Raw genomic sequence first — 19,230 nt, 5'->3', positions numbered from 1 at the left:
ACAACGACTTATGGCGGATTTCAGCCCGCAAGCTGGTTGAGCTGGTTCCACACATGCTCTTCGATCTCCACAGGGTCCATTTTCCGTTTCCCCTGCCCCGGCATCCGGGCCCCCTCATCCTGCGCCACGGCCCGCGCCACCTGTTCGAGACGCGCGCCGAAATCATCCGACCTACCGGGATCAATGATCAGGTAAAACTGCCCCAGATCATGCGGCGGCCCTTCGGGTGCCTTGAGAGGTTTGACATCCTGGCTCGCCACCCCCCCGGTCATCCCCGCCGCCAGCAGCTCCACCATAAGGCCAAGCCCCCAGCCCTTATAGCCGCCCGTCGACACCAGCGACCCGGCCAGCGCCGCCTCGGGATCGGTGGTCGGCCGCCCCTCGGCATCCACCGCCCAGCCCTCGGGAATGCTCTCGCCCGCCGCCTTTGCCATGGTGATCTTGCCCAGCGCCACGGTGGTCGTCGACTGGTCGAACTGCATCGCCACCCCCCCGGCCCCATCCGGCACCGAAAAGGCAAACGGGTTGGTCCCGATCACCCGGCGCTTGCCGCCCGGCGGCGCCACGATGGGCGAGGCATTGGTCATCCCCATGCCGATCATTCCTTCACGGGCGATCTGCTCGGTGAAATAGCCCAGCGAGGTGCAGGTATGCGCGTGACCCACCGCCAGCATCGCCACGCCGTTCTCCTGCGCCGCCGAAATCGCCAACGGCAGCCCCTTGGCAAAGGCCGGCTGGGCAAAGCCGAACTGCGCATCGACCCGCACCGTGCCGGGACGCGGACGGCTCACCTCAGGCTCGGCATGGCCCTTGACCCGGCCACTCTTCAACTGGGTGCAATAGCTCTCGAGATAATACAGCCCGCAGATCTTGTTGCCGACGGATTCCGCCTTGGCAATGGCATCCGCCACATGCGCCGCAACCCAGGGTGCCGCGCCGTGATTGATTAGCGCATGGGCCGACAGACGTTCGATTTCGGCCAATGAAACTTTGGGCATTCTACTCTTCCTTGTTTAGTCTTTGCAGCGGGTTACCCCGCCACCACCGTACCATTATCAAGCCGCAGCACCCGGTCCATCCGCGCCGCCAGCTCGAGGTTATGGGTCGCGATCAGCGCCGAAAGCCCGGTCTCGCGCACCAGCGTCACCAGCCGCTCGAACACCCGGTCCGAGGTGGCGGGATCGAGGTTGCCGGTCGGCTCATCCGCCAGCAAAATGCGCGGCCCATTGGCCAGCGCCCGGCAAAAGGCGACGCGCTGCTGCTCGCCGCCCGACATGGCCGAGGGCCGATGCCCGGCCCGCTCGCCGACGCCCACCTGATCCAAAAGCTCCTGCGCCCGCGCCTCCGCCGCCCGCCGCGCCACGCCATTGGCCAGCTGCGGCAGCACCACGTTTTCCAACGCGCTGAACTCGGGCAGCAGATGGTGGAACTGATAGACGAACCCGACCTCGCGCCGCCGCGCCACGGTGCGCCGCCGATCGCCCAGCCCGGTCATGTCGACCCCGCCGATCTCGACCCGTCCGGCATCCGGCGTGTCGAGCAGCCCCGCCATATGCAAGAGCGTCGATTTACCCGCCCCCGAGGGGGCGACCAGCGCCACGATCTCGCCCGCCTGCAGGCTGAGCTCGGCCTCGCGCAGCACCGTGACCTCGTTCTCGCGGCCCTTGTTGTAGGTTTTCGAAATGCCTGTCAGGCGCAGCACGGGATCACTCATAGCGCAGGGCCTCCACCGGGTTCATCCGGGCCGCGCGGCGCGCCGGAAAGATCGTGACGATAAAGCTGAGCCCGAGCGACAGCGCCACCGCCGACAGCACATCCCAAAGCTCCAGCTTGGCCGGCAGGTAATAAATCCCCCGGATCGCCGGGTCCCAGGCCTCGCCCCCGGTCGCGCCGTTAACCAAAGCGAAAATCGGATCGATGTAGATTGCGAAAAGACAGCCAAGGATCACGCCAAACAGCGTCCCAATCAGACCGGTGAACGCGCCACAGATGAAAAACACGCGCAGCACAGACCCTTCGGTGAGACCCATGGTGCGCAAAATGCCAATATCGCGCCCCTTGTTCTTGACCAGCATGATCAAGCCGCTGGTGATGTTCATCGCGGCAATCAGCACGAGGATCGACAGGATGACGAACATCACCCGATCCTCGATATCGAGCGCATCGAGAAAGCTTTTCGAGGCATCGCGCCAGGTCCAGAGCAGCGCCCGCTCCCCCGCCGCCGCGATCAGCGCCTCGGTCATCGCGTCAACATGGTCCGGCTCGGCCACCATCACCTCGAGCTCATCCGCCACGCCTTCGCGGTTGAAAAACTCCTGCGCCTCGGCAAAGGGCAGATAGACGCGGGTGCGGTCGATGTCATAGCGCCCCGCCGAGAACACATAAGTCACGTCATAGGCCTTGACCCGCGGGCTCGACCCAAAGGCCGTCTTGACGCCGCCGGGCAGGATGATCTTGACCTTGTCGCCCACTGTCACGCCCAATTCTCGCGCCACGCCCGACCCGATGGCGATGCCCTGATCAAAATCCTCGATCTCGCCAAGGCTCGTCTCTGGGTTCGCGATGCGCGGGATGGTTTTCAGGTTTTCTTTCGTAATACCAAAGACTTCCACCCCGGCATTGCGGTTCTGCACATTGGCCAGCAACTGCCCCCGCACCAGCGGCGCAACCCGTGTCACACCCGGCACCTCGCGCACCCGCGCGGCCATCTCTTCATAGTCCTGCAAGGTCCGGTCGATCCGGCCCGTCACCGCGTCCACCTCGCCCGCGCTATAGACGGTCACATGCGCATTGCTGCCAAGGATCGTATCCACGAACTCGGCCCGAAAGCCTGAGCGCACCGCCAGCGTCACGATCAGCGCAAAGACGGCCAGCGTGATGCCGATGAGGCTGATCCAGGTCATGACGCTCACGCCGCCCTCGGCGCGTTTGGCGCGCAGATAGCGCCAGGCGATCATCCATTCAAACGGGGCAAAGGGGGCGGGTGTGCCTGCCATGTGTCGGGTTCCGGTCTTGGTTTCGGCGCAACCTGTGCCGCAGGGGGCCAAGGGTCAAGCCTTCTTCCCCCGCCTAGCCGCTTTCCGCCCGAAAAGCACGCCCCAAAAGAGCCTGAGCACCGCGCCAATCCCGCCAATCGCCAGCAGACCGCCAAGGAACCCCGCCCCGCCGAACATGCCGCCCTCAAATGTCAGCGGCAGCGCCGGTCGGAAATCCTCCCAAGTGGCGCGCGCGATCTCCCTGTCGCCAAGCCGCCCGGCCTCATAGGCGCGGGTGAACGGCCCCGCCTGACGCAGCACCGACAGATCCTCGCTGAGCCGCGCATGCCGCGCCACGGTGCGGCGCACGCTCTCGGCCCGCGCCGCGGCCATCCGCCCGCCCTGCTCGAGATCGGCCAGCGCCGCCTCGCGGTCCAGGTCGAACTTTGCCGCATCGGCATCGAAGGCGGCGATGAACCGCGACAGCTCATCCACCGCGCCGCCAAGCCGCTGCACATATTGCTGTGAAAATTCCGGAAACTGCGACAGCCCCGCCGCCCCGGCCAGACCGCCCGCCAATGCTATCGCCCGCATGAACATGCGCCGCACCTCTTACCTGCCTCGCCCCAATCTCGCACGGGGCAAGGCAAGAGGACAAGCCAACGCGCGATCAGAGAGCCTGATCGCCGCAGCCTATCACACACCCTTTCCCGGCAGGTTAATCGCCGCGAAATGGTCCTTGAGCTTGGCAATCGCGGCCTCCGGCGCCAGCTCTTCGCTCTCGCCCGTGCGGCGGCTGGTGAGCTCTACCACACCGTTCTTGAGGCCGCGGGGACCGACCGTGATCCGCCACGGCAGACCGATGAGATCCATCGTCGCGAACTTGCCGCCCGCCCGCTCGTTGCGGTCGTCATAAAGCGGCTCGAGCCCGAGCGCCGCCACCTGCGCATAGAGCGCGTCACAGGCCGCATCCGCCTCATCATCGCCCTGTTTGAGGTTGACGATCCCGACATGGAACGGCGCCACCGCCTCGGGCCAGATGATGCCCTTGTCGTCATGGCTCGCCTCGATGATCGCGCCCAGAAGGCGGCTCACCCCGATGCCATGGCTGCCCATATGCACCGGCACCGGCTTGCCGTCGGGGCCTTGCACCGTGGCGCCCATCGGCTCGGAATATTTGGTGCCGAAATAGAAGATCTGCCCGACTTCGATGCCCCGCGCCACGCGGCGGCGGTCTTCGGGGATCTGGTTGAACAGCGCCTCGTCATGGGTCTCATCGGTGCGGGCATAGCGCGAGGTGAACTCTTCGAGCACCGCCTGACAGGCCTCATGGCTGTCATGGTCGATCTCGCGCTCGCCAAAGGTCAGATCGGTGATCTCGCTGTCATAGAACACCTCGCTCTCGCCGGTCTCGGCCAGCACGAGGAACTCATGGGTGTCATCGCCACCGATGGGACCGGAATCCGCCCGCATCGGGATCGCCTGCAGCCCCATCCGCTCATAGGTGCGCAGATAGCTCACCAGATGGCGGTTATAGGCATGCAGCGCGTCTTCCTTGGTCAGGTCGAAATTATAGCCGTCCTTCATCAGGAATTCGCGCCCGCGCATCACGCCAAAGCGCGGCCGGATCTCGTCGCGGAACTTCCACTGGATATGATAGAGCGTCAGCGGCAGGTCCTTGTAGCTCGACACATGGCTGCGGAAGATGTCGGTGATCATTTCCTCGTTGGTCGGCCCAAAGAGCATGTCGCGGTCCTGCCGGTCACGGATGCGCAGCATCTCGGGACCATAGGCGTCATAGCGCCCGCTCTCGCGCCAGAGATCGGCCGATTGCAGCGTCGGCATCAGCATCGGGATATGGCCGACGCGCTGCTGTTCCTCATGCACGATGGTCTCGATATTGCGCAGCACCTTATAGCCCAGCGGCAGCCAGGAATAGATCCCCGCGCTCGACTGTTTGATCATCCCGGCCCGCAACATCAGGCGGTGGCTGACGATCTGCGCCTCCGAGGGCGTTTCTTTCAAAACGGGCAGGAAATAGCGGCTGAGACGCATGGAGAGACCTTTCAGGGATCCGAAAACTTGGTGCCCGCGAGGTCTAGGGCAATCGCGGCTCACAGGCAAGCGGTGCTATCATCCCCTTCCCGCTTGCAACCCCCGGCCCGATGGGCGATTTTTGGACAACTTCACAAGTGGTTCAAAGGGGAAGCCCGTGGCCTTGCCGGTGCGTACACAGATGAAATACTGGGGGGCCGTCACACTGGTCTTTCTGGTGGTGCTTTGGTTCCTGGGCGACGTGATCCTGCCCTTCGTGCTGGGCGGCGCCATCGCCTATTTCCTCGACCCGCTGGCCGACCGTCTGGAAAAGCTCGGGCTGACCCGCGCCATGGCGGTGGCGACGATCACGCTCTTTGCGCTGCTGCTCTTCGTCATCATGGCGCTGCTGGTGGTGCCGACGCTGATCCATCAGGCGGTGGCGCTGTTTGACATCGCGCCACAGCTCGCCCGCGATCTCGAAGGTTTCATCAGCCGCAACTTCCCCCAGGTCGGCGATGGCGACAGCACCCTGCGCCAATCGCTTGCCGTCGTCGGCGACACGATCAAATCCAAGGGCGGCCAGCTGCTCGACAGCGCCATCGGCTCGGTCTCGTCGCTGATCAACGTGGTGCTGCTCTTCGTCATCGTGCCGGTGGTGGCCTTCTACCTGCTCTATGATTGGGACCGGATGGTCGCCGCGGTCGACGACCTGCTGCCCCGCGACCACGCCCCCACCGTGCGCCATCTCGCAAAGCAGATCGACCGCACGCTTGCCTCCTTTATCCGGGGCATGGGCACGGTCTGCCTGATCCTTGGCACCTATTACGCCGGGGCGCTGATGCTCGTCGGGCTGCAATTCGGTCTGGTGGTGGGGTTCATCGCCGGTCTGATCACCTTCATCCCCTATGTGGGGGCGCTGGTCGGCGGCGCGCTGGCCATCGGGCTCGCGCTCTTTCAGTTCTGGGGCGATTGGGTCTCGATCGGTCTGGTCGCCGGCATCTTTGCCCTGGGTCAGGTGATCGAGGGCAATGTGCTCACCCCGAAACTGGTGGGCAGCTCGGTCGGGCTGCACCCGGTCTGGCTCATCTTTGCGCTGTCGGTCTTTGGCGCGCTCTTCGGCTTTGTCGGGATGCTCGTCGCGGTGCCCGTCGCCGCCGCCATCGGCGTGCTGGCGCGGTTCGCGATCCAGCAATATCGCAGCAGCCTGCTCTATCGCGGTCTCTCGGATCGGGATCAGGCCTGATGTCGCAACAGCTGAGCTTTGACCTGCCCGCCGTGCCGGCGATGGGGCGTGACGATTTCTTCGTCTCCGCCTCGAACGCCGCCGCCGTGGCGATGATCGAAACCTGGCAGAGCTGGCCCGCCCGCAAGCTCATGCTGCGCGGCCCCTCGGGCGCGGGCAAGACCCATCTCGCCCATGTCTGGGCGAGCCTCTCAGGCGCCCGGATCATCGCTGCCAGCGATTTGGCCGAGGCAGATATCCCGACATTGGCGAGCGGCCCGGTGGCGGTCGAAGACCTGTGGCAGATCACCGGCGAGAGGGCGCAGGAACGGGCGCTCTTTCACCTGCACAACCTCGTGCTCGCCGAGGGCAATTCGCTGCTGATCACCAGCAGCGACGACAGCGCCCTCAGCGACATCCACCTGCCCGACCTCGCCAGCCGCATGGAGGGCACCCCCGGCGTTCGGATCGAGCCCCCCGACGACGCGCTGCTTGCCGCGGTGCTGATGAAGCTCTTTGCCGACCGCCAACTGCGCCCCACGCCGGAAACCCTGCCCTATATCGTGCCCCGCATGCCGCGCGCCTTTGCCGCTGCCCGAAATCTGGTCGAAACGCTGGATCAACTGGCGCTCGATACGGGCAAACCGATCAATCGGCGGCTGGCCGCGACTGCACTGGACAATCTGCAAATTTAGTCTGACACTCCGTCACTTTCCCGTTGCAATTCATGCGGTACAAGGCGGCCATGACCTACGCAGACTTTCTCAAATCCCCGTTTCCGCCCGCCCAGGAGCTTCCCGAGCTTGACCTCTCCGGACCCGGCCGTTTCTTCAACCGTGAACTGAGCTGGCTCGGCTTCAACTGGCGGGTCCTCGAAGAGGCGCGCAACCCCAAGGTGCCGCTTCTGGAACGGCTGCGTTTTCTGTCGATCTCGGCCACCAACCTGGACGAGTTCTACAACGTGCGCGTCGCGGGTCTGCGCGAACTGGCCCAGGCCGGCAACACCACCCCCGCCGCCGATGGGCTGACGCCCGCCGAACAGCTGGTGCTCATCGACGAAGACGCCCGCAACCTGATGAACGAACAGCATCAGACCTATGAGGCGCTGCAAAAGGAAATGGAAGCCGAGGACATCCATATCCTCAACAGCTCGATGCTCGATGCCGAGGACAAGGCCTATCTCGACGAGGTCTTTCTCAATCAGGTCTTCCCGGTGCTGTCGCCGCTGGCCATCGACCCGGCGCATCCCTTCCCCTTCATTCCCAACCTTGGCTTTTCGCTGGCCCTGCAACTGCGTCGCCGTGCCGACAAGAAAGAGCTCAAGGCGCTGCTGCCAATCCCGCAGCAGATCGACCGCTTCGTGGCTCTCGCGCCGCGCAATGGTGCGGTGCGCGTCCTGCCGCTCGAAGAACTGGTTCTGGTCCATCTCGACAGCCTCTTCCCGGGCTATGCCTATAGCGGTCACTGCGCCTTTCAGGTGCTGCGCGACAGCGATCTCGAGGTCGAGGAAGAGGCCGAGGATCTGGTGCGCGAATTCGAAGTGGCGCTCAAACGCCGCCGCCGTGGCGAGGTGGTGCGGCTCAAGATTTCCACCGACGCCCCCGACGATCTGCGCAAGCTCGTGATGAACGAGCTGCACGTCAATGCCGATGAACTGGTCGCGGTGAACGGGCTTCTGGGCCTCGCCGATCTCAAGGAGCTGGTGCTCGACAACCGCCCCGATCTGCTCTGGCCGCCCTTCACCCCGCGCGTGCCGGAACGGGTGCAGGATCACGACGGCGACATGTTCGCCGCGATCCGCCAAAAGGACATGCTGCTCCACCACCCCTACGAGACCTTCGATATGGTGGTGCGTTTTCTCGCGCAGGCGGCGCGCGATCCGAACGTGGTCGCGATCAAGCAGACGCTCTACCGCACCTCGAACGACAGCCCCATCGTGAGCGCGCTTTGCGAGGCCGCCGAGAACGGCAAATCCGTCACCGCCCTGGTCGAGCTCAAGGCGCGGTTCGACGAGGCCGCCAACATCCGTCAGTCGCGCCGTCTCGAACGTGCGGGCGCGCATGTGGTCTATGGGTTCCTCAACCTCAAGACCCACGCCAAGATCAGCACCGTGGTCCGCCGCGAGGGCGATCAGCTGGTGACCTATACCCATTACGGCACCGGCAATTACCACCCGATCACCGCGCGCATCTATACCGACCTGTCGTTTTTCACCTGCGACACGGTGCTGGGCCGCGACGCGACCAAGCTCTTCAACTACCTCTCGGGTTATGCCCAACCCGAAAAGCTCGAAAATCTCGCCATCTCGCCGATCTCGCTCAAGCCCCGGCTGCTCGAGATGATCAAGGCCGAGATCGCCCATGCCGAGGCCGGGAAACCCGCCGAAATCTGGGCCAAGATGAACTCGCTCATCGAACCCGATGTGATCGACGCGCTCTATGAGGCGAGCCAGGCGGGCGTGAAAATCAGCCTCGTCGTGCGCGGCATCTGCGGGCTGCGCCCCGGCGTCACCGGCATGAGCGAAAACATCCGGGTGAAATCGATCGTCGGGCGTTTCCTCGAACATTCGCGCATCGTCTGTTTCGGCAATGGCCACGGCCTGCCGCACAAGAAATCGCGCGTCTATATCAGCTCGGCCGACTGGATGGGCCGCAACCTCAACCGGCGGGTGGAAACCCTCGTCGAGATCGAGAACCCCACCGTCAAGGCCCAGATCGTCAGCCAGGTGATGGCCGCCAATATGGCCGATGTGGCGCAGAGCTGGGTCATGGCCCCGGACGGAAGCTTTGCCCGCGCCGAAACCACCGAGGGCGAGTTCGCTTTCAACTGCCACCGTTTCTTCATGGAAAACCCGTCGCTCTCTGGTAGAGGATCGGCTGGGGCGTCGGATGTGCCGAAACTGACCCACACAGAAGATTGACCCCCCGGCACCGCTGACGCATAAGGGGGCCGTTGCAAGCCGGGGAAGCAATGAACATCAGCTATGACGCCGCCGATGGCCCCTTCGGGCGCCCGCTGTTCGACAAGCCCTCTGCACGGGCGCTGCGCCGGGTCGGTGTGGTTGATGTCGGGTCCAACTCGGTGCGGCTCGTGGTGTTCGACGGCGCAGCCCGCTCACCGGCCTATTTCTTCAACGAAAAGATCATGTGCGCGCTCGGCGCGGGCATGTCGGAAACCGGGCGGCTCAACCCTACGGGACGCATCCGCGCGCTCAACGCGCTCAAACGGTTCAAGCTGCTCGCTGAGGGCATGGACACCGGCCCGCTGTCGATCGTTGCTACCGCCGCCGTCCGCGAGGCCGAGGACGGCCCCGATTTCTGCGACGAGGTGCTGCGCGAAACCGGGCTCAAGATCTGGGTGATCGACGGGCGCGAAGAGGCGCGGCTCTCGGCACAGGGCGTCTTGCTGGGCTGGCCCGGCTCCTATGGGCTGGTCTGTGACATCGGCGGCTCGTCCATGGAACTCGCCGAAATCCACGATGGCGAAGTGGGCCGTCGCGAAACCTCGCCGCTGGGTCCGCTGAAGCTGCAGGACATCAAGGGCGGCCAACGCGCCCGGCGCAAATACATCAAGGAAAAGGTCGCGGCCCTGCACGAGCAGATGGGCGAACAAAAAGACCGGCTCTTCCTCGTCGGCGGCTCATGGCGTGCCATTGCCCGGATCGACATGGAACGGCGCGGCTATCCGCTCCACGTGCTGCACGAATACCGGATGACCGCCAAATCGGTGCGCGAAACCGCGAAATATATCCAGAAATCGGATCTCGACGATCTGCGGATCAACTGCGGCATCTCGTCGAGCCGGATCGGCCTTGTGCCCACCGCCATCGAAGTGCTGCTCGAAATCGTGCGCAGCTTTCGCCCGCGCGACATCGCCGTGTCGAGCTATGGCATCCGCGAAGGCCTGCTCTACGAACAGATGCCCGCCAAGCTCAAACAGCGCGACCCGCTGATCGAGGCCTGCCGCTATGCCGAACACAAAGACGCGCGCGTGCCCGGCTTTGGCAAGATCATCTATCATTTCATCGAGCCGCTCTTCCCAAGCGCCAAACCCGAACGCAAACGCCTGATCAAGGCCGCGAGCCTTCTGCATGACGTGAGCTGGCGCGCCCATCCCGACTACCGCGCCGAGCTTTGTTTCGACAACGCGACCCGCGCCAATCTCGGCGGGCTCAAACACTCGGAACGGGTGTTTTTGGGGCTCGCGCTCATGTACCGCTATTCGAACAAGTTCGACGACGCTCATTTCGGCCCGCTTCTCGCGCTCATCGACGAAAAGCGCCGGCACGAGGCCGAGGTTCTGGGCAAGGCCATGCGCTTTGCCGCGATGCTCTGGCTCAAGGAAGACGCGGACCCCGGGCAATTGCGCTGGTATCCCAAGAAAAAGCTGCTGGAGTTCAAGGTCGCGCCCGAGGCGGTCGACCTCTTTGGCGAGGTGGCACAGGCCCGGCTTCAGTCGCTGGCCAGCACGCTCAACGCCGAGCTGCGCCTGCTCTGACGCCGTTTAGATCTCGATATCCTCGCCGGGTTTCATCGGCAAAAGACCCTCGCCGGGCCCCTCCTCTGCGGGTGCTTTGCGGCGCATGATGATATCGCCATTGGGCAACATTTCCGGCGCGTGATAGCGGGAAATATCATCCACCTTATCCAATAGCTCCGACAGCGCCGGCCCCATCTGCGTGACGAACTCGCGCATCTGCGGCTGCCAGCTTTCCGCCAGCTCCGCCAGGTCCTTCATCGCCGGGGCCATATCCTCGGCCAACCCTTCGAGAAACATCCGCGCGCCTTCCTCGATGAGCGACAGCCCCTCTTCGGGCGCGGGTTCTCCCTCCGTCTCCTGCGCGGACACAGGCGAGACGGCAAGATAGGCAATCGTGACGAGGGCTAGGCTACGCATGGGCTAGATATAAGCGCGATTTGCCCCAAGGGAAGAGGCCCCAGCCCGGCACTCGGCAAGCGCCCGCCCAAGACGCGGCCTCGCCGCCTCAGATATCGAGATCGATGGTCACCGGATAATGATCCGAAGCGGTCAGCAGGGCGCGGCTCAGCTCTGGCAGGTTCCAGCAATCGGGATCGTCGAACGGATGCCAGATGCGCCAGGCCGCCCCACGCGCGCGCAGATCCCGCGTCACCATGATGTAGTCGAGCAGCGCCTGCATATAGCGGCCGGTCTCGGGCTGATAGAACCGCGAGGTGCTATAGATCGCGCCGAGCTTGCGGGTCAGCGCCGCCCGCGCATGCGGATCATAGAGCGCGCCCTCCCCTTCGCCGAGCAGGATTTCCACCGAGGACCGGCCAAAGAGATCCTCATATTCATCGAGCCCCGGCCCGTCATTCATATCGCCCATCACCATGAGCGTCTCACCCGCCGCCAGATGCCCGTCGATCCTCTGCCGCAGCCACACCGCCTGCGCCAGCTGCTTGCGCCGGTTGGCAATGCCGATGCGCATCGCCGCCTCGCGGTTGGTCGCGCCATGCGGGGCCTTGGATTTGAGATGCACGCCGATCATCCGAAACGCCGTGCCCGTGGCCGTCTCGACGGCGAGCTCGATCGGCGGCTTGGAAAAGGTGACGATATCTTCCTTGGCGTCGATATCGAGGTCAATGCGAAACGCCCCGTCAAACCGCGGCGCATCGGCCGAGCCGCGCTTGCCGGTTTCCTCGCCGATCGGGTCATGCCGCACGCTGAGCTTGTCGGGATCATAGAGCAGCGCAATTTCCTGCTGCGTCTCGTTCTCAAACCCGAGCACCGCCTTGCGCGCGCGGAGCCCCATCCGATAGGCAAATCCTTCGAGCGCCCGCACCGTCGACCGCCGCCGGTTCTGATCCGGCGCCTCAACGATCATGATCGCATCGGCGCGGATCGCGGTGAGAACGATCCCCACTGCCTCGGTCTGTTGACTGCGGGTGATATTGTGCCGCGCCGACCAGCCGTCGTCGTCGATCAATTCCCCATCATCGTCGAAAAGCGCATTGAACCACTCGATATTATACGTGGCTATGCGCATGGGCGCGATCCTCGCTGATCTCTTCCCAGGCGCGGTTGATATCGGCCATGCGTTTCTCGGCCAGCCGAATGGCCTCCTGAGGCACGCCCCGCGCCAGCATCCGGTCGGGATGCGTCTCGCGCACCAGTTTCCGCCAGACGCCGCGGATCTCATCCATCGGGGCGTCCGCGCTCACCCCGAGCACCGCATAGGGATCACAGGCCGCATCGCCCGCGAACCGTGACCGCATGGTGCGAAAGCCGCGCTCGTCGAGACCGAAGATCTCGGCCACCCGTTCGAGAAAGCGGTCTTCATTCGGATGATAGACCCCATCCGCCATGGCGATATGAAACAGCCCTTCGAGCAGTACCGACAGCGTCTCGCGATCGTCGCGAAACATCGCCTGAATGCGCGCGGCATATTCCTCGAACCCGGCCACGTCCTGCCGCGCGAGGTTGAACACCCGCGCCGCGCCGGGCTCATCCTGCGGTGCGATATGGAACACTTCGCGAAAGGCCGTGACCTCATCGGGCGTCACCAGCCCGTCCGCCTTGGCCATCTTGGCCGAGAGCGCGATCACCGCGATGGTAAAGGCGACGCTCCGCTCTGGCGGGGTGCGCAGGCGGTCAAAGACGGCGCTCAGGCTTTCGCCTGAGGCCAGGGCGGCAATCGCCTCGGATATGCGGCTCCACAAGGACATGGAAAGGATAATAGCCCGTTCGCGCGGGAATTGGCATGGCGAAATCGTCACAGCTTGGTGATGAAATCGCACAAAATTGACGCAGGCGGCGGGGTTAGAGGCGGTACTGCATCAACACAAGGTCGAGGTAGCGCCCGTATTTGAACCCCACCTCCGGCACCTGTGCCACCTCAGCAAAGCCCATCGCCTCGTGAAAGCGCAGCCCGCCGTCGTTCTCGGCACAGACCCCGGCCATCATCACATGCACACCCGCGTCCCGCGCGTGATCGAGCAGTGCCGCCATCAGGCCGCGCCCGACCCCGCGCCCCTGCGCCCGTGGATCGAGGATGATCGTATGTTCCATCGACTGCGCATATCCAATGCCGCCGCGAAACTGCCCATAGCTCGCGAAGCCCAAGGTCGCGCCGTCAATCTCGGTCACCAGAAACCCATGCCCCTGCCCCTGTTTCGCGGCGATGTCGCGGGCGATGTCCTCAGGGGTTTTCTCGATGGAATTGAAGGTCACAAGCGTGTCGCGGATCTGCGGGTTCCAGAACGCTGCGATCGCCTCGGCATCGGCGGCAGTGGCGGGGCGGATCATCGCAGCTCCCGGCGCCCATGGGGCGTGTCAAACGTGGCAATCAAGGACGGTTCTCCAATATCATAGCGTACCCGCGCATCTGCTAAATAAGGCGCCATACGCGCCGCCAGGGCATCCGCCTCGGGATGCCGCACCTCAAGCGCCACAAGACGCACGCCACTGGCGGGCAGTCGCTGCGCCGGATGCGCGTCGCCCTGCCATTCCATCAAGGCGGGCTGACAATTGTTGAACGGCAGCACACCGCTCGCCGGCACCGCCATCTGCCACCGCAGATCACCCCGGCTGAGCGCCACGGCCGCCCCCGACCCCGGCAGCGCCGCCGCATCGCCCGCGAGATCGCTCGACCGGCAGATCCAATTGCCAAGCCGTGGCGGCCCTGAAAACTGATCGAGATCGAACCAGCGCGGGCTCTGCTCTGGCGCGCCCTCGGGATCGATCGCGATCACTTCGAGGTAGAGCCCATCTTCGAGCCCCAAGAGCATGTTATGCGTGCCAAACCGCGCATGCGCGCCCCCCGGCACCATGGCCACGCCGAGGGCCTCCTCAACCGCGCGTTGCCCGGCGGCCAGCGTTTCGCACGCGACCGCGATGTGATCCAATTCCAACATGGGCAACCTTTCCCTCACTTTTCTGCAGATTGCGGCATACGGGCGCATGTAAAATGCACCGCCGAAACCCATATTCAGAAACATTAACTCCAAAAATGACCAAAGGGACGAGGGAAAACAATGCTCCTGCGCGCAATTGACAGGTTCTTTTCACATGAGGCATCGGGCGGCATCCTGCTGATGCTGGCAACGGTTGCGGCGCTACTGGCGGCAAATTCCGGATTTCAACAGGGCTACGAGGCCTTTCTGAGCGCCAAACTGTCGGTGACGGTCAATGGCGAAGGTCTCAACAAACCGCTGATCCTGTGGATCAACGACGGGCTTATGGCGATCTTCTTCTTCCTGATCGGGCTCGAGCTCAAACGCGAGATGCTCGAGGGCAAGCTCAAGAACCCGCGCGACATCGTGCTGCCCGGCGTCGCCGCCCTTGGCGGCATGGCGCTACCGGCAGTGATCTTTGCGGCGCTCAACTGGGGCGAGGCCACCGTGGCAGGCTGGGCCATCCCGGCGGCCACCGACATCGCCTTTGCTCTGGGGATTCTGGCGCTTGTCGGCCGTCGCGCGCCCGTGGCGCTCAAGGTTTTTCTGCTGACCCTCGCCATTCTCGACGACCTCGGGGCGATCATCATCATCGCGCTTTTCTACACGGCCGAGCTAAAGATCGACTACCTGCTCTTCGCATTGGTGCCGCTGGCCGGGCTGATCTGGCTCAACATGAAGGGCGCGCACCGCGTTGCCCCCGCCCTGCTTCTGGGCGCGCTGATGTGGGTGCTGGTGCTCAAATCCGGGGTGCATGCGACGCTCGCCGGTGTGGTGACCGCGCTTTGCATTCCGCTCACCGATAAGTGGGGTAAATCGCCCCTGCACGCGCTGGAACACGGCCTCGCGCCCTATGTGCTCTATCTCATCGTGCCGGTCTTTGCCTTTGCCAATGCGGGCGTCGTCTTCGAAGGCATCACCGCGCAGATGATGCTCGCTCCGCTGCCGCTCGGCGTGGCGCTGGGCCTTGTCATCGGCAAACAGGCCGGCGTCTTCGGGCTGAGCTTTCTGGCGGTCAAGACCGGGCTCGCGCGGCTGCCTCATGGCGTGCGCTGGATCCATGTCTATGGCGTGGCCTGCCTCGCCGGTGTGGGCTTTACCATGTCGCTCTTTATCGGCGCGCTGAGCTTTGCCGACCCGATCTTGATGAACCAGGTGCGGATCGGCGTGCTCACCGGCTCGGCCATCTCGGCCATCTTGGGCTTTACGGTGCTGATGCTGGCCCGTGGCGAAGAGCCGAAAGTGGCGGTCAAAGACCCCGCGCCTGACTTCCCCTAACGCGCCTCGACAAGCGACAGGGCGGCCGCCCGTGCCTCATCGGTGATGCGGTCGCCCGACAACATACGGGCGATCTCGTCGATCCGGGCGGCCTCGCCCAGGGGCACAACGCGCGACAGGGTTTCCTCGTCGCGCGTTTCCTTTTCCACCCGCCAGTGATGCCCGCCAAGCGCCGCCACCTGCGGCGAATGGGTCACTACGAGAACCTGTCCCGACTGCGCCAGCGACGCCAGACGTCGGCCCACCGCATCGGCGGTCGCGCCGCCAACACCTCGGTCGATCTCGTCAAAAATCAGCGTCAGACCCGACGCCTCGCCCACCAGACAGACCTTGAGCGCCAGCAAAAACCGGCTCAGCTCGCCGCCCGAGGCAATCCGCGCCAGCGGCCCAGAGGGCGCGCCCGGGTTGGTCGCCACCTCGAACGTGACCTCGTCATGCCCATCCGGCCCCGGCTCTGCCTCGGTGATCCGGGTGGTGAACACCGCCCGTTCCATCCGAAGGGGCGCGAGCTCGTCGCTCACCGCGGCATCAAGCCGCGCCGCCGCCGCCCGACGCGCCGCGCTCAGCGCCTCGGCCTTGGCGGTGTAATCGGCCAGCGCCGCATCGCGCGTCTTGCGCAGATCGGCCAGCTCGCCATCGCCCCGGTCGAGCGCCGCAAGCCGCCCGCGCAGCTCTTCGGCAAATTGGTTCAACTCGTCGGGGCCAACCCCATGTTTGCGCGCCAGCCCCCGGATCGCGAACAGCCGCTCTTCGCATTCCTCGAGATCACGGGGATCAAACGCCAGCGCATCGAGACAGGCCTCGACGCCGCGCGCCGCCTCGTCCAGCTCGACCAGAGCACGGCCCAGCGCCGACATCGGCTCATCCAGCCGCCCTTCGGCCTTGTCCGACACCCCTTCAAGCCAGCGCAGCGCGTCGCTCGCCGCGCCTTCGGCCCCCTCGCCGCCCAGCGCCGCCGCCGCGCGCGAAATATCATCGCGGATCTTTTCGGCGCCCTGCATCAATCGGCGGCTGGTGTCGAGAATCTCATCCTCGCCCGGCTGCGGATCGAGCGCATCAAGCTCGCCCACCGCATGGCGCAGAAATTCTTCCTCGGCCCGCATCGCGGCCAGCGCTGCCTCGGCCTCACTCACTGCCTTCTCGGCTGCGCTCCGCGCCCGCCATGCCGCCCGCAGCTCGGCGAGCTTGGCCTCATGCCCGCCATAGGCATCAAGAAGCGCCCGGTGACCACGCGGATTGAGCAGGCCCCGATCATCATGCTGCCCATGCAGCTCGACCAGCGTCTCGGACAATTGCCGCAGCACCTCGCCCGAACAGCGCCGGTCATTGACCCAGGCGGTCTTGCGCCCGTCGCGGCTGTTGACCCGCCGCAGGATGAGGCTCTCGCCCCCGGGAAGCCCCGCCTCTTCGAGAACCTTATGCGCGCCATGCCCCTCGGGCAGATCGAACTCGGCCAAAACCTCGCCCTGCTCTGCCCCCTGCCGGACCAGCTCGGCCCGGCCACGCCAGCCGAGCACAAACCCGAGAGAGTCGAGCAGGATCGACTTGCCCGCGCCGGTTTCCCCGGTCAGCACATTGAGACCGGGCCGGAACTCGAGCTCCAGCTGGTCAATGATAAGCATGTCACGAATGTCGAGATGGCGCAGCATGTCGGATCACCTCGCGGACCGGGACGGCCCGCATTCCACTCTCGAACCCATGGATCAGAGCCATTCGCCCTTGATCATCTGGCGATAGACCTGACGCAGCCAATTGTCGCCCGCAGGCTCTGGCCGCAGCCCCCGCCGGGTCAGCAGCGCATAGCTGTCCTCATACCAATCGGTCGCCCGGAAGTTATGGCCAAGGATCGCCGCCGCCGTCTGCGCCTCGTTCACCAGACCGAGCGAAAGGTAGGCCTCGACCAGACGGTGCAGCGCCTCGGGCGTGTGCGACGTGGTCTGGAAATCCTCGACAACCACACGGAACCGGTTGATCGCCGCCGAGAAATGATCACGCTTGAGGTAATAGCGCCCCACTTCCATCTCTTTCGACGCCAAATGGTCGAAGGCCAGATCGAACTTGAGGATCGCCGAACGCGCATATTCGCTGTCGGGATAGATCTCGATCACCTTGCGCAGCTCTTGCAGCGCCAAGAAGGTCAGCCCCTGATCCCGGCCCACTTCGTCGATCTGATCGTAATAGCTCAGCGCTAGAAGATATTGCGCATAGGCCGCGTCTTCATCCGTCGGATAGAAATCGATATAGCGCTGCGCGGCGGACCGGCTGGCCTCGTAATCCTTGTCCAGATGATGGGAATAGGCCTGCATGATCACGGCACGCTTGGTCAGTTCCGAATAGGGGTAAAGCCGCTCGATCTCGCCAAAGCTCTGCGCCGCGAGATCGTAGTTGCGCCGCGACAGATCGTATTCGCCACGCTCAAAGATATGCTGCGCCGTATAGTTCTCGTAATCGAGATCGCCACGTTCCACGCGGCCGCGGATACTGTTGCAGCCTGCCAGCAAAGAGGCCACCAGAACCGCGCCGATCAATGTCACCCGCTTTGTGCCGACCTTCATGCTGGACCTGTCCTCAATATGTTCTCAGGGAGTCCTACCCCAATCTCCAACCCGGTGCTAGCACAGAAATTAACGGGGCAAAACGGCTTTGGGAAAAATTCCCACCGTTAAATCACCCACTGTGCTGTGACACGGGGACCAGATCGCGGCCAACTCGATTAGTGATAGAATTCAGCAAGATGTCAAAGCTGTCTCAGGCGACCTGAGGCACTTCGCCCCAATGCACCCCGGCCCCGGGAAGCTCGGCTTCCATCGCGGCGTCGCAGGTGACCCATTCCACCGCGCCCGGCGTGGCAAAGAGCACACGCAAAAGCTCGTTGGTGAGCGCATGGCCCGCGCGCGAGCCCTCGTAATGGCCGAGGATCGGCGCCCCTGCCAGCGCCAGATCGCCCAGCGCATCAAGCATCTTATGACGCACCGCCTCGTCCTGATGGCGCAGCCCGCCGGGGCTCAGAACCTTGTCGCCATCGACGACAACGGCATTGTCCATCGTGCCACCACGCGCCAGCCCATTGGCCAGCATCTCGTCGATATCCGCCTTGCGGCAGAAGGTGCGGCTGTCGCTCAGCTCGCGCACGAAACTGCCATTCGACATGTTGAGCCGCTTGCGCTGCACGCCAATGGCGGCATCGGCGAAATCAATGGCAAAGTCGATCAGCAGGGTCTTGTGCGGCGACAGGCGGGCCACCGCATCGCCCCGGCGCACTTCGACCGGCTTCAGAACCTTGAGCGCGCGCACCGGCGCATCGAGACGGGTGAACCCGGTTTTGAGGATCGCCCGCACGAAAGGAATGGAACTGCCATCGAGGATCGGCACTTCGGGCCCATCCACTTCGAGCACGGCGTTCTGCACGCCACAGCCCATCAGCGCCGCCATCACATGTTCGACGGTCGACACTTCGGTGCCCGCCGCATTGACCAGCCGGGTGCAGAGCGGCGATTGGATCACATGATCCCAGAGGGCGGGGATATCAGTCGTTCCCGCGGCGCAATCGACGCGGCGGAACATCAGCCCGGCATCGACGCCTGCAGGACGGATCACCAGCTTTGCAGGCGCGCCGGAATGAAGCCCAACGCCCTCGAAGGTGATGTCATGTTTGATCGTGGTTTGCAAAACGCCCTCAACAGCGGCCGAGGCCTCTGCGCCTCTTTGTATTGTTGGCTAGGATGTAGAACGTCGCCCTCCGATCCTCAATTCAATCTTTGCAACGAAGTGAAACATGTAACAGGGAAATGACGGCGGCTTTTCG

At 64.2% G+C, this 19,230-nt stretch carries 18 protein-coding genes; 5 read left to right on the top strand and 13 right to left on the bottom strand.

Translation table 11 applies throughout. The annotated features are described in order from the left end of the window. Nucleotides 1–20 precede the first annotated feature (20 nt). The 5 genes from WA237_RS05935 to proS form a co-directional block, all read right to left on the bottom strand. On the bottom strand, nt 21–998 hold the full coding sequence (locus tag WA237_RS05935) for an Ldh family oxidoreductase (protein ID WP_336097014.1): 978 nt from the start codon (nt 996–998) through the stop codon (nt 21–23). Between the two features lie 32 nt (nt 999–1,030). Next, nucleotides 1,031–1,714 (bottom strand): ABC transporter ATP-binding protein, encoded by a 684-nt coding sequence (locus WA237_RS05930; protein WP_009812129.1) that lies wholly within the window; start codon nt 1,712–1,714, stop codon nt 1,031–1,033. After that, nucleotides 1,707–2,996 carry a lipoprotein-releasing ABC transporter permease subunit gene (locus WA237_RS05925; RefSeq protein WP_336097013.1) on the bottom strand — a complete coding sequence of 430 codons (1,290 nt, stop codon included), beginning with the start codon at nt 2,994–2,996 and terminating at the stop codon, nt 1,707–1,709. Before WA237_RS05925 ends, WA237_RS05930 begins: the two co-directional genes overlap by 8 nt. Before the next feature lie 54 nt (nt 2,997–3,050). Then, complete coding sequence (locus WA237_RS05920; protein ID WP_336097012.1) at nt 3,051–3,575, bottom strand: DUF2937 family protein; 525 nt, start codon at nt 3,573–3,575, stop codon at nt 3,051–3,053. A gap of 96 nt (nt 3,576–3,671) precedes the next feature. Then, entirely contained in the window at nt 3,672–5,030 is a 1,359-nt protein-coding gene (gene proS / locus WA237_RS05915) for a proline--tRNA ligase (RefSeq protein WP_336097011.1), read from the bottom strand. A gap of 157 nt (nt 5,031–5,187) precedes the next feature. On the opposite strand from proS, the gene WA237_RS05910 reads away from it, so the two are divergent. From WA237_RS05910 to WA237_RS05895, 4 genes are read left to right on the top strand one after another with little or no spacing between them, the layout of a single operon-like run. After that, on the top strand, nt 5,188–6,255 hold the full coding sequence (locus WA237_RS05910) for an AI-2E family transporter (RefSeq protein ID WP_336097010.1): 1,068 nt from the start codon (nt 5,188–5,190) through the stop codon (nt 6,253–6,255). Further along, a complete protein-coding gene (locus tag WA237_RS05905) occupies nt 6,255–6,929 on the top strand; it encodes a hypothetical protein (protein ID WP_009812134.1) in 675 nt (224 codons plus the stop codon). Before WA237_RS05910 ends, WA237_RS05905 begins: the two co-directional genes overlap by 1 nt. 50 nt (nt 6,930–6,979) lie before the next feature. Then, nucleotides 6,980–9,154, top strand: coding sequence for an RNA degradosome polyphosphate kinase (locus tag WA237_RS05900; protein WP_336097009.1), 2,175 nt, complete (start codon nt 6,980–6,982; stop codon nt 9,152–9,154). A 50-nt stretch (nt 9,155–9,204) separates the two neighbouring features. Next, nucleotides 9,205–10,731, top strand: coding sequence for a Ppx/GppA family phosphatase (locus tag WA237_RS05895; protein ID WP_009812136.1), 1,527 nt, complete (start codon nt 9,205–9,207; stop codon nt 10,729–10,731). Between the two features lie 6 nt (nt 10,732–10,737). On the opposite strand, the gene WA237_RS05890 is transcribed toward WA237_RS05895, so the two are convergent. The 5 genes from WA237_RS05890 to WA237_RS05870 form a co-directional block, all read right to left on the bottom strand. Further along, nucleotides 10,738–11,130 (bottom strand): hypothetical protein, encoded by a 393-nt coding sequence (locus WA237_RS05890; RefSeq protein WP_336097008.1) that lies wholly within the window; start codon nt 11,128–11,130, stop codon nt 10,738–10,740. 88 nt (nt 11,131–11,218) lie between these two features. Beyond that, nucleotides 11,219–12,241 carry an endonuclease/exonuclease/phosphatase family protein gene (locus WA237_RS05885; RefSeq protein ID WP_336097007.1) on the bottom strand — a complete coding sequence of 341 codons (1,023 nt, stop codon included), beginning with the start codon at nt 12,239–12,241 and terminating at the stop codon, nt 11,219–11,221. Further along, nucleotides 12,222–12,920 carry a molecular chaperone DjiA gene (locus WA237_RS05880; protein WP_216016835.1) on the bottom strand — a complete coding sequence of 233 codons (699 nt, stop codon included), beginning with the start codon at nt 12,918–12,920 and terminating at the stop codon, nt 12,222–12,224. The genes WA237_RS05885 and WA237_RS05880 overlap by 20 nt, the downstream gene beginning before the upstream one ends. 94 nt (nt 12,921–13,014) lie before the next feature. Then, nucleotides 13,015–13,500 (bottom strand): GNAT family N-acetyltransferase, encoded by a 486-nt coding sequence (locus WA237_RS05875; RefSeq protein ID WP_009812140.1) that lies wholly within the window; start codon nt 13,498–13,500, stop codon nt 13,015–13,017. Further along, the gene (locus WA237_RS05870; RefSeq protein ID WP_336097006.1) at nt 13,497–14,108 is read right to left on the bottom strand and encodes a VOC family protein; all 612 of its coding nucleotides are present in this window, start codon (nt 14,106–14,108) and stop codon (nt 13,497–13,499) included. The genes WA237_RS05875 and WA237_RS05870 overlap by 4 nt, the downstream gene beginning before the upstream one ends. Nucleotides 14,109–14,228: 120 nt before the next feature. Here WA237_RS05870 and nhaA point away from each other — a divergent pair, with 120 nt between their 5' ends. Continuing rightward, nucleotides 14,229–15,425, top strand: a complete 1,197-nt coding sequence (nhaA, locus tag WA237_RS05865) for a Na+/H+ antiporter NhaA (RefSeq protein ID WP_216016832.1) — start codon at nt 14,229–14,231, stop codon at nt 15,423–15,425. On the opposite strand, the gene recN is transcribed toward nhaA, so the two are convergent. The 3 genes from recN to lpxC all read right to left on the bottom strand — a co-directional run bounded on the left by recN (nt 15,422) and on the right by lpxC (nt 19,094). Next, nucleotides 15,422–17,074 (bottom strand): DNA repair protein RecN, encoded by a 1,653-nt coding sequence (recN, locus tag WA237_RS05860; protein ID WP_336097005.1) that lies wholly within the window; start codon nt 17,072–17,074, stop codon nt 15,422–15,424. The two genes, nhaA and recN, sit on opposite strands and share 4 nt — an antisense overlap. Nucleotides 17,075–17,128: 54 nt before the next feature. Continuing rightward, a complete protein-coding gene (locus WA237_RS05855; RefSeq protein WP_009812144.1) occupies nt 17,129–17,980 on the bottom strand; it encodes an outer membrane protein assembly factor BamD in 852 nt (283 codons plus the stop codon). A gap of 193 nt (nt 17,981–18,173) precedes the next feature. Then, nucleotides 18,174–19,094, bottom strand: a complete 921-nt coding sequence (lpxC, locus tag WA237_RS05850) for a UDP-3-O-acyl-N-acetylglucosamine deacetylase (protein ID WP_336097004.1) — start codon at nt 19,092–19,094, stop codon at nt 18,174–18,176. Nucleotides 19,095–19,230: the final 136 nt, after the last annotated feature.

It is taken from the genome of Roseovarius sp. CH_XMU1461 (assembly GCF_037027165.1).
Classification (GTDB): Bacteria; Pseudomonadota; Alphaproteobacteria; order Rhodobacterales; family Rhodobacteraceae; genus Roseovarius; species Roseovarius nubinhibens.
The sequence above is the reverse complement of the archived record's forward strand: the minus strand, read 5'-3'. Positions and strand labels throughout refer to the sequence as shown.

What these genes read in the sequence shown, in the direction of transcription:
- WA237_RS05905 (WP_009812134.1), top strand. Translation starts at nt 6,255, where the DNA reads ATGTCGCAACAGCTGAGCTTTGACCTGCCCGCCGTGCCGGCGATGGGG.
- nhaA (WP_216016832.1), top strand. Translation starts at nt 14,229, where the DNA reads ATGCTCCTGCGCGCAATTGACAGGTTCTTTTCACATGAGGCATCGGGC.
- WA237_RS05920 (WP_336097012.1), bottom strand. Translation starts at nt 3,575, where the DNA reads ATGTTCATGCGGGCGATAGCATTGGCGGGCGGTCTGGCCGGGGCGGCG.
- WA237_RS05855 (WP_009812144.1), bottom strand. Translation starts at nt 17,980, where the DNA reads ATGAAGGTCGGCACAAAGCGGGTGACATTGATCGGCGCGGTTCTGGTG.
- WA237_RS05870 (WP_336097006.1), bottom strand. Translation starts at nt 14,108, where the DNA reads ATGTTGGAATTGGATCACATCGCGGTCGCGTGCGAAACGCTGGCCGCC.
- WA237_RS05875 (WP_009812140.1), bottom strand. Translation starts at nt 13,500, where the DNA reads ATGATCCGCCCCGCCACTGCCGCCGATGCCGAGGCGATCGCAGCGTTC.
- WA237_RS05900 (WP_336097009.1), top strand. Translation starts at nt 6,980, where the DNA reads ATGACCTACGCAGACTTTCTCAAATCCCCGTTTCCGCCCGCCCAGGAG.
- WA237_RS05935 (WP_336097014.1), bottom strand. Translation starts at nt 998, where the DNA reads ATGCCCAAAGTTTCATTGGCCGAAATCGAACGTCTGTCGGCCCATGCG.
- WA237_RS05930 (WP_009812129.1), bottom strand. Translation starts at nt 1,714, where the DNA reads ATGAGTGATCCCGTGCTGCGCCTGACAGGCATTTCGAAAACCTACAAC.
- WA237_RS05925 (WP_336097013.1), bottom strand. Translation starts at nt 2,996, where the DNA reads ATGGCAGGCACACCCGCCCCCTTTGCCCCGTTTGAATGGATGATCGCC.
- WA237_RS05880 (WP_216016835.1), bottom strand. Translation starts at nt 12,920, where the DNA reads ATGTCCTTGTGGAGCCGCATATCCGAGGCGATTGCCGCCCTGGCCTCA.
- recN (WP_336097005.1), bottom strand. Translation starts at nt 17,074, where the DNA reads ATGCTGCGCCATCTCGACATTCGTGACATGCTTATCATTGACCAGCTG.
- WA237_RS05890 (WP_336097008.1), bottom strand. Translation starts at nt 11,130, where the DNA reads ATGCGTAGCCTAGCCCTCGTCACGATTGCCTATCTTGCCGTCTCGCCT.
- WA237_RS05895 (WP_009812136.1), top strand. Translation starts at nt 9,205, where the DNA reads ATGAACATCAGCTATGACGCCGCCGATGGCCCCTTCGGGCGCCCGCTG.
- WA237_RS05885 (WP_336097007.1), bottom strand. Translation starts at nt 12,241, where the DNA reads ATGCGCATAGCCACGTATAATATCGAGTGGTTCAATGCGCTTTTCGAC.
- proS (WP_336097011.1), bottom strand. Translation starts at nt 5,030, where the DNA reads ATGCGTCTCAGCCGCTATTTCCTGCCCGTTTTGAAAGAAACGCCCTCG.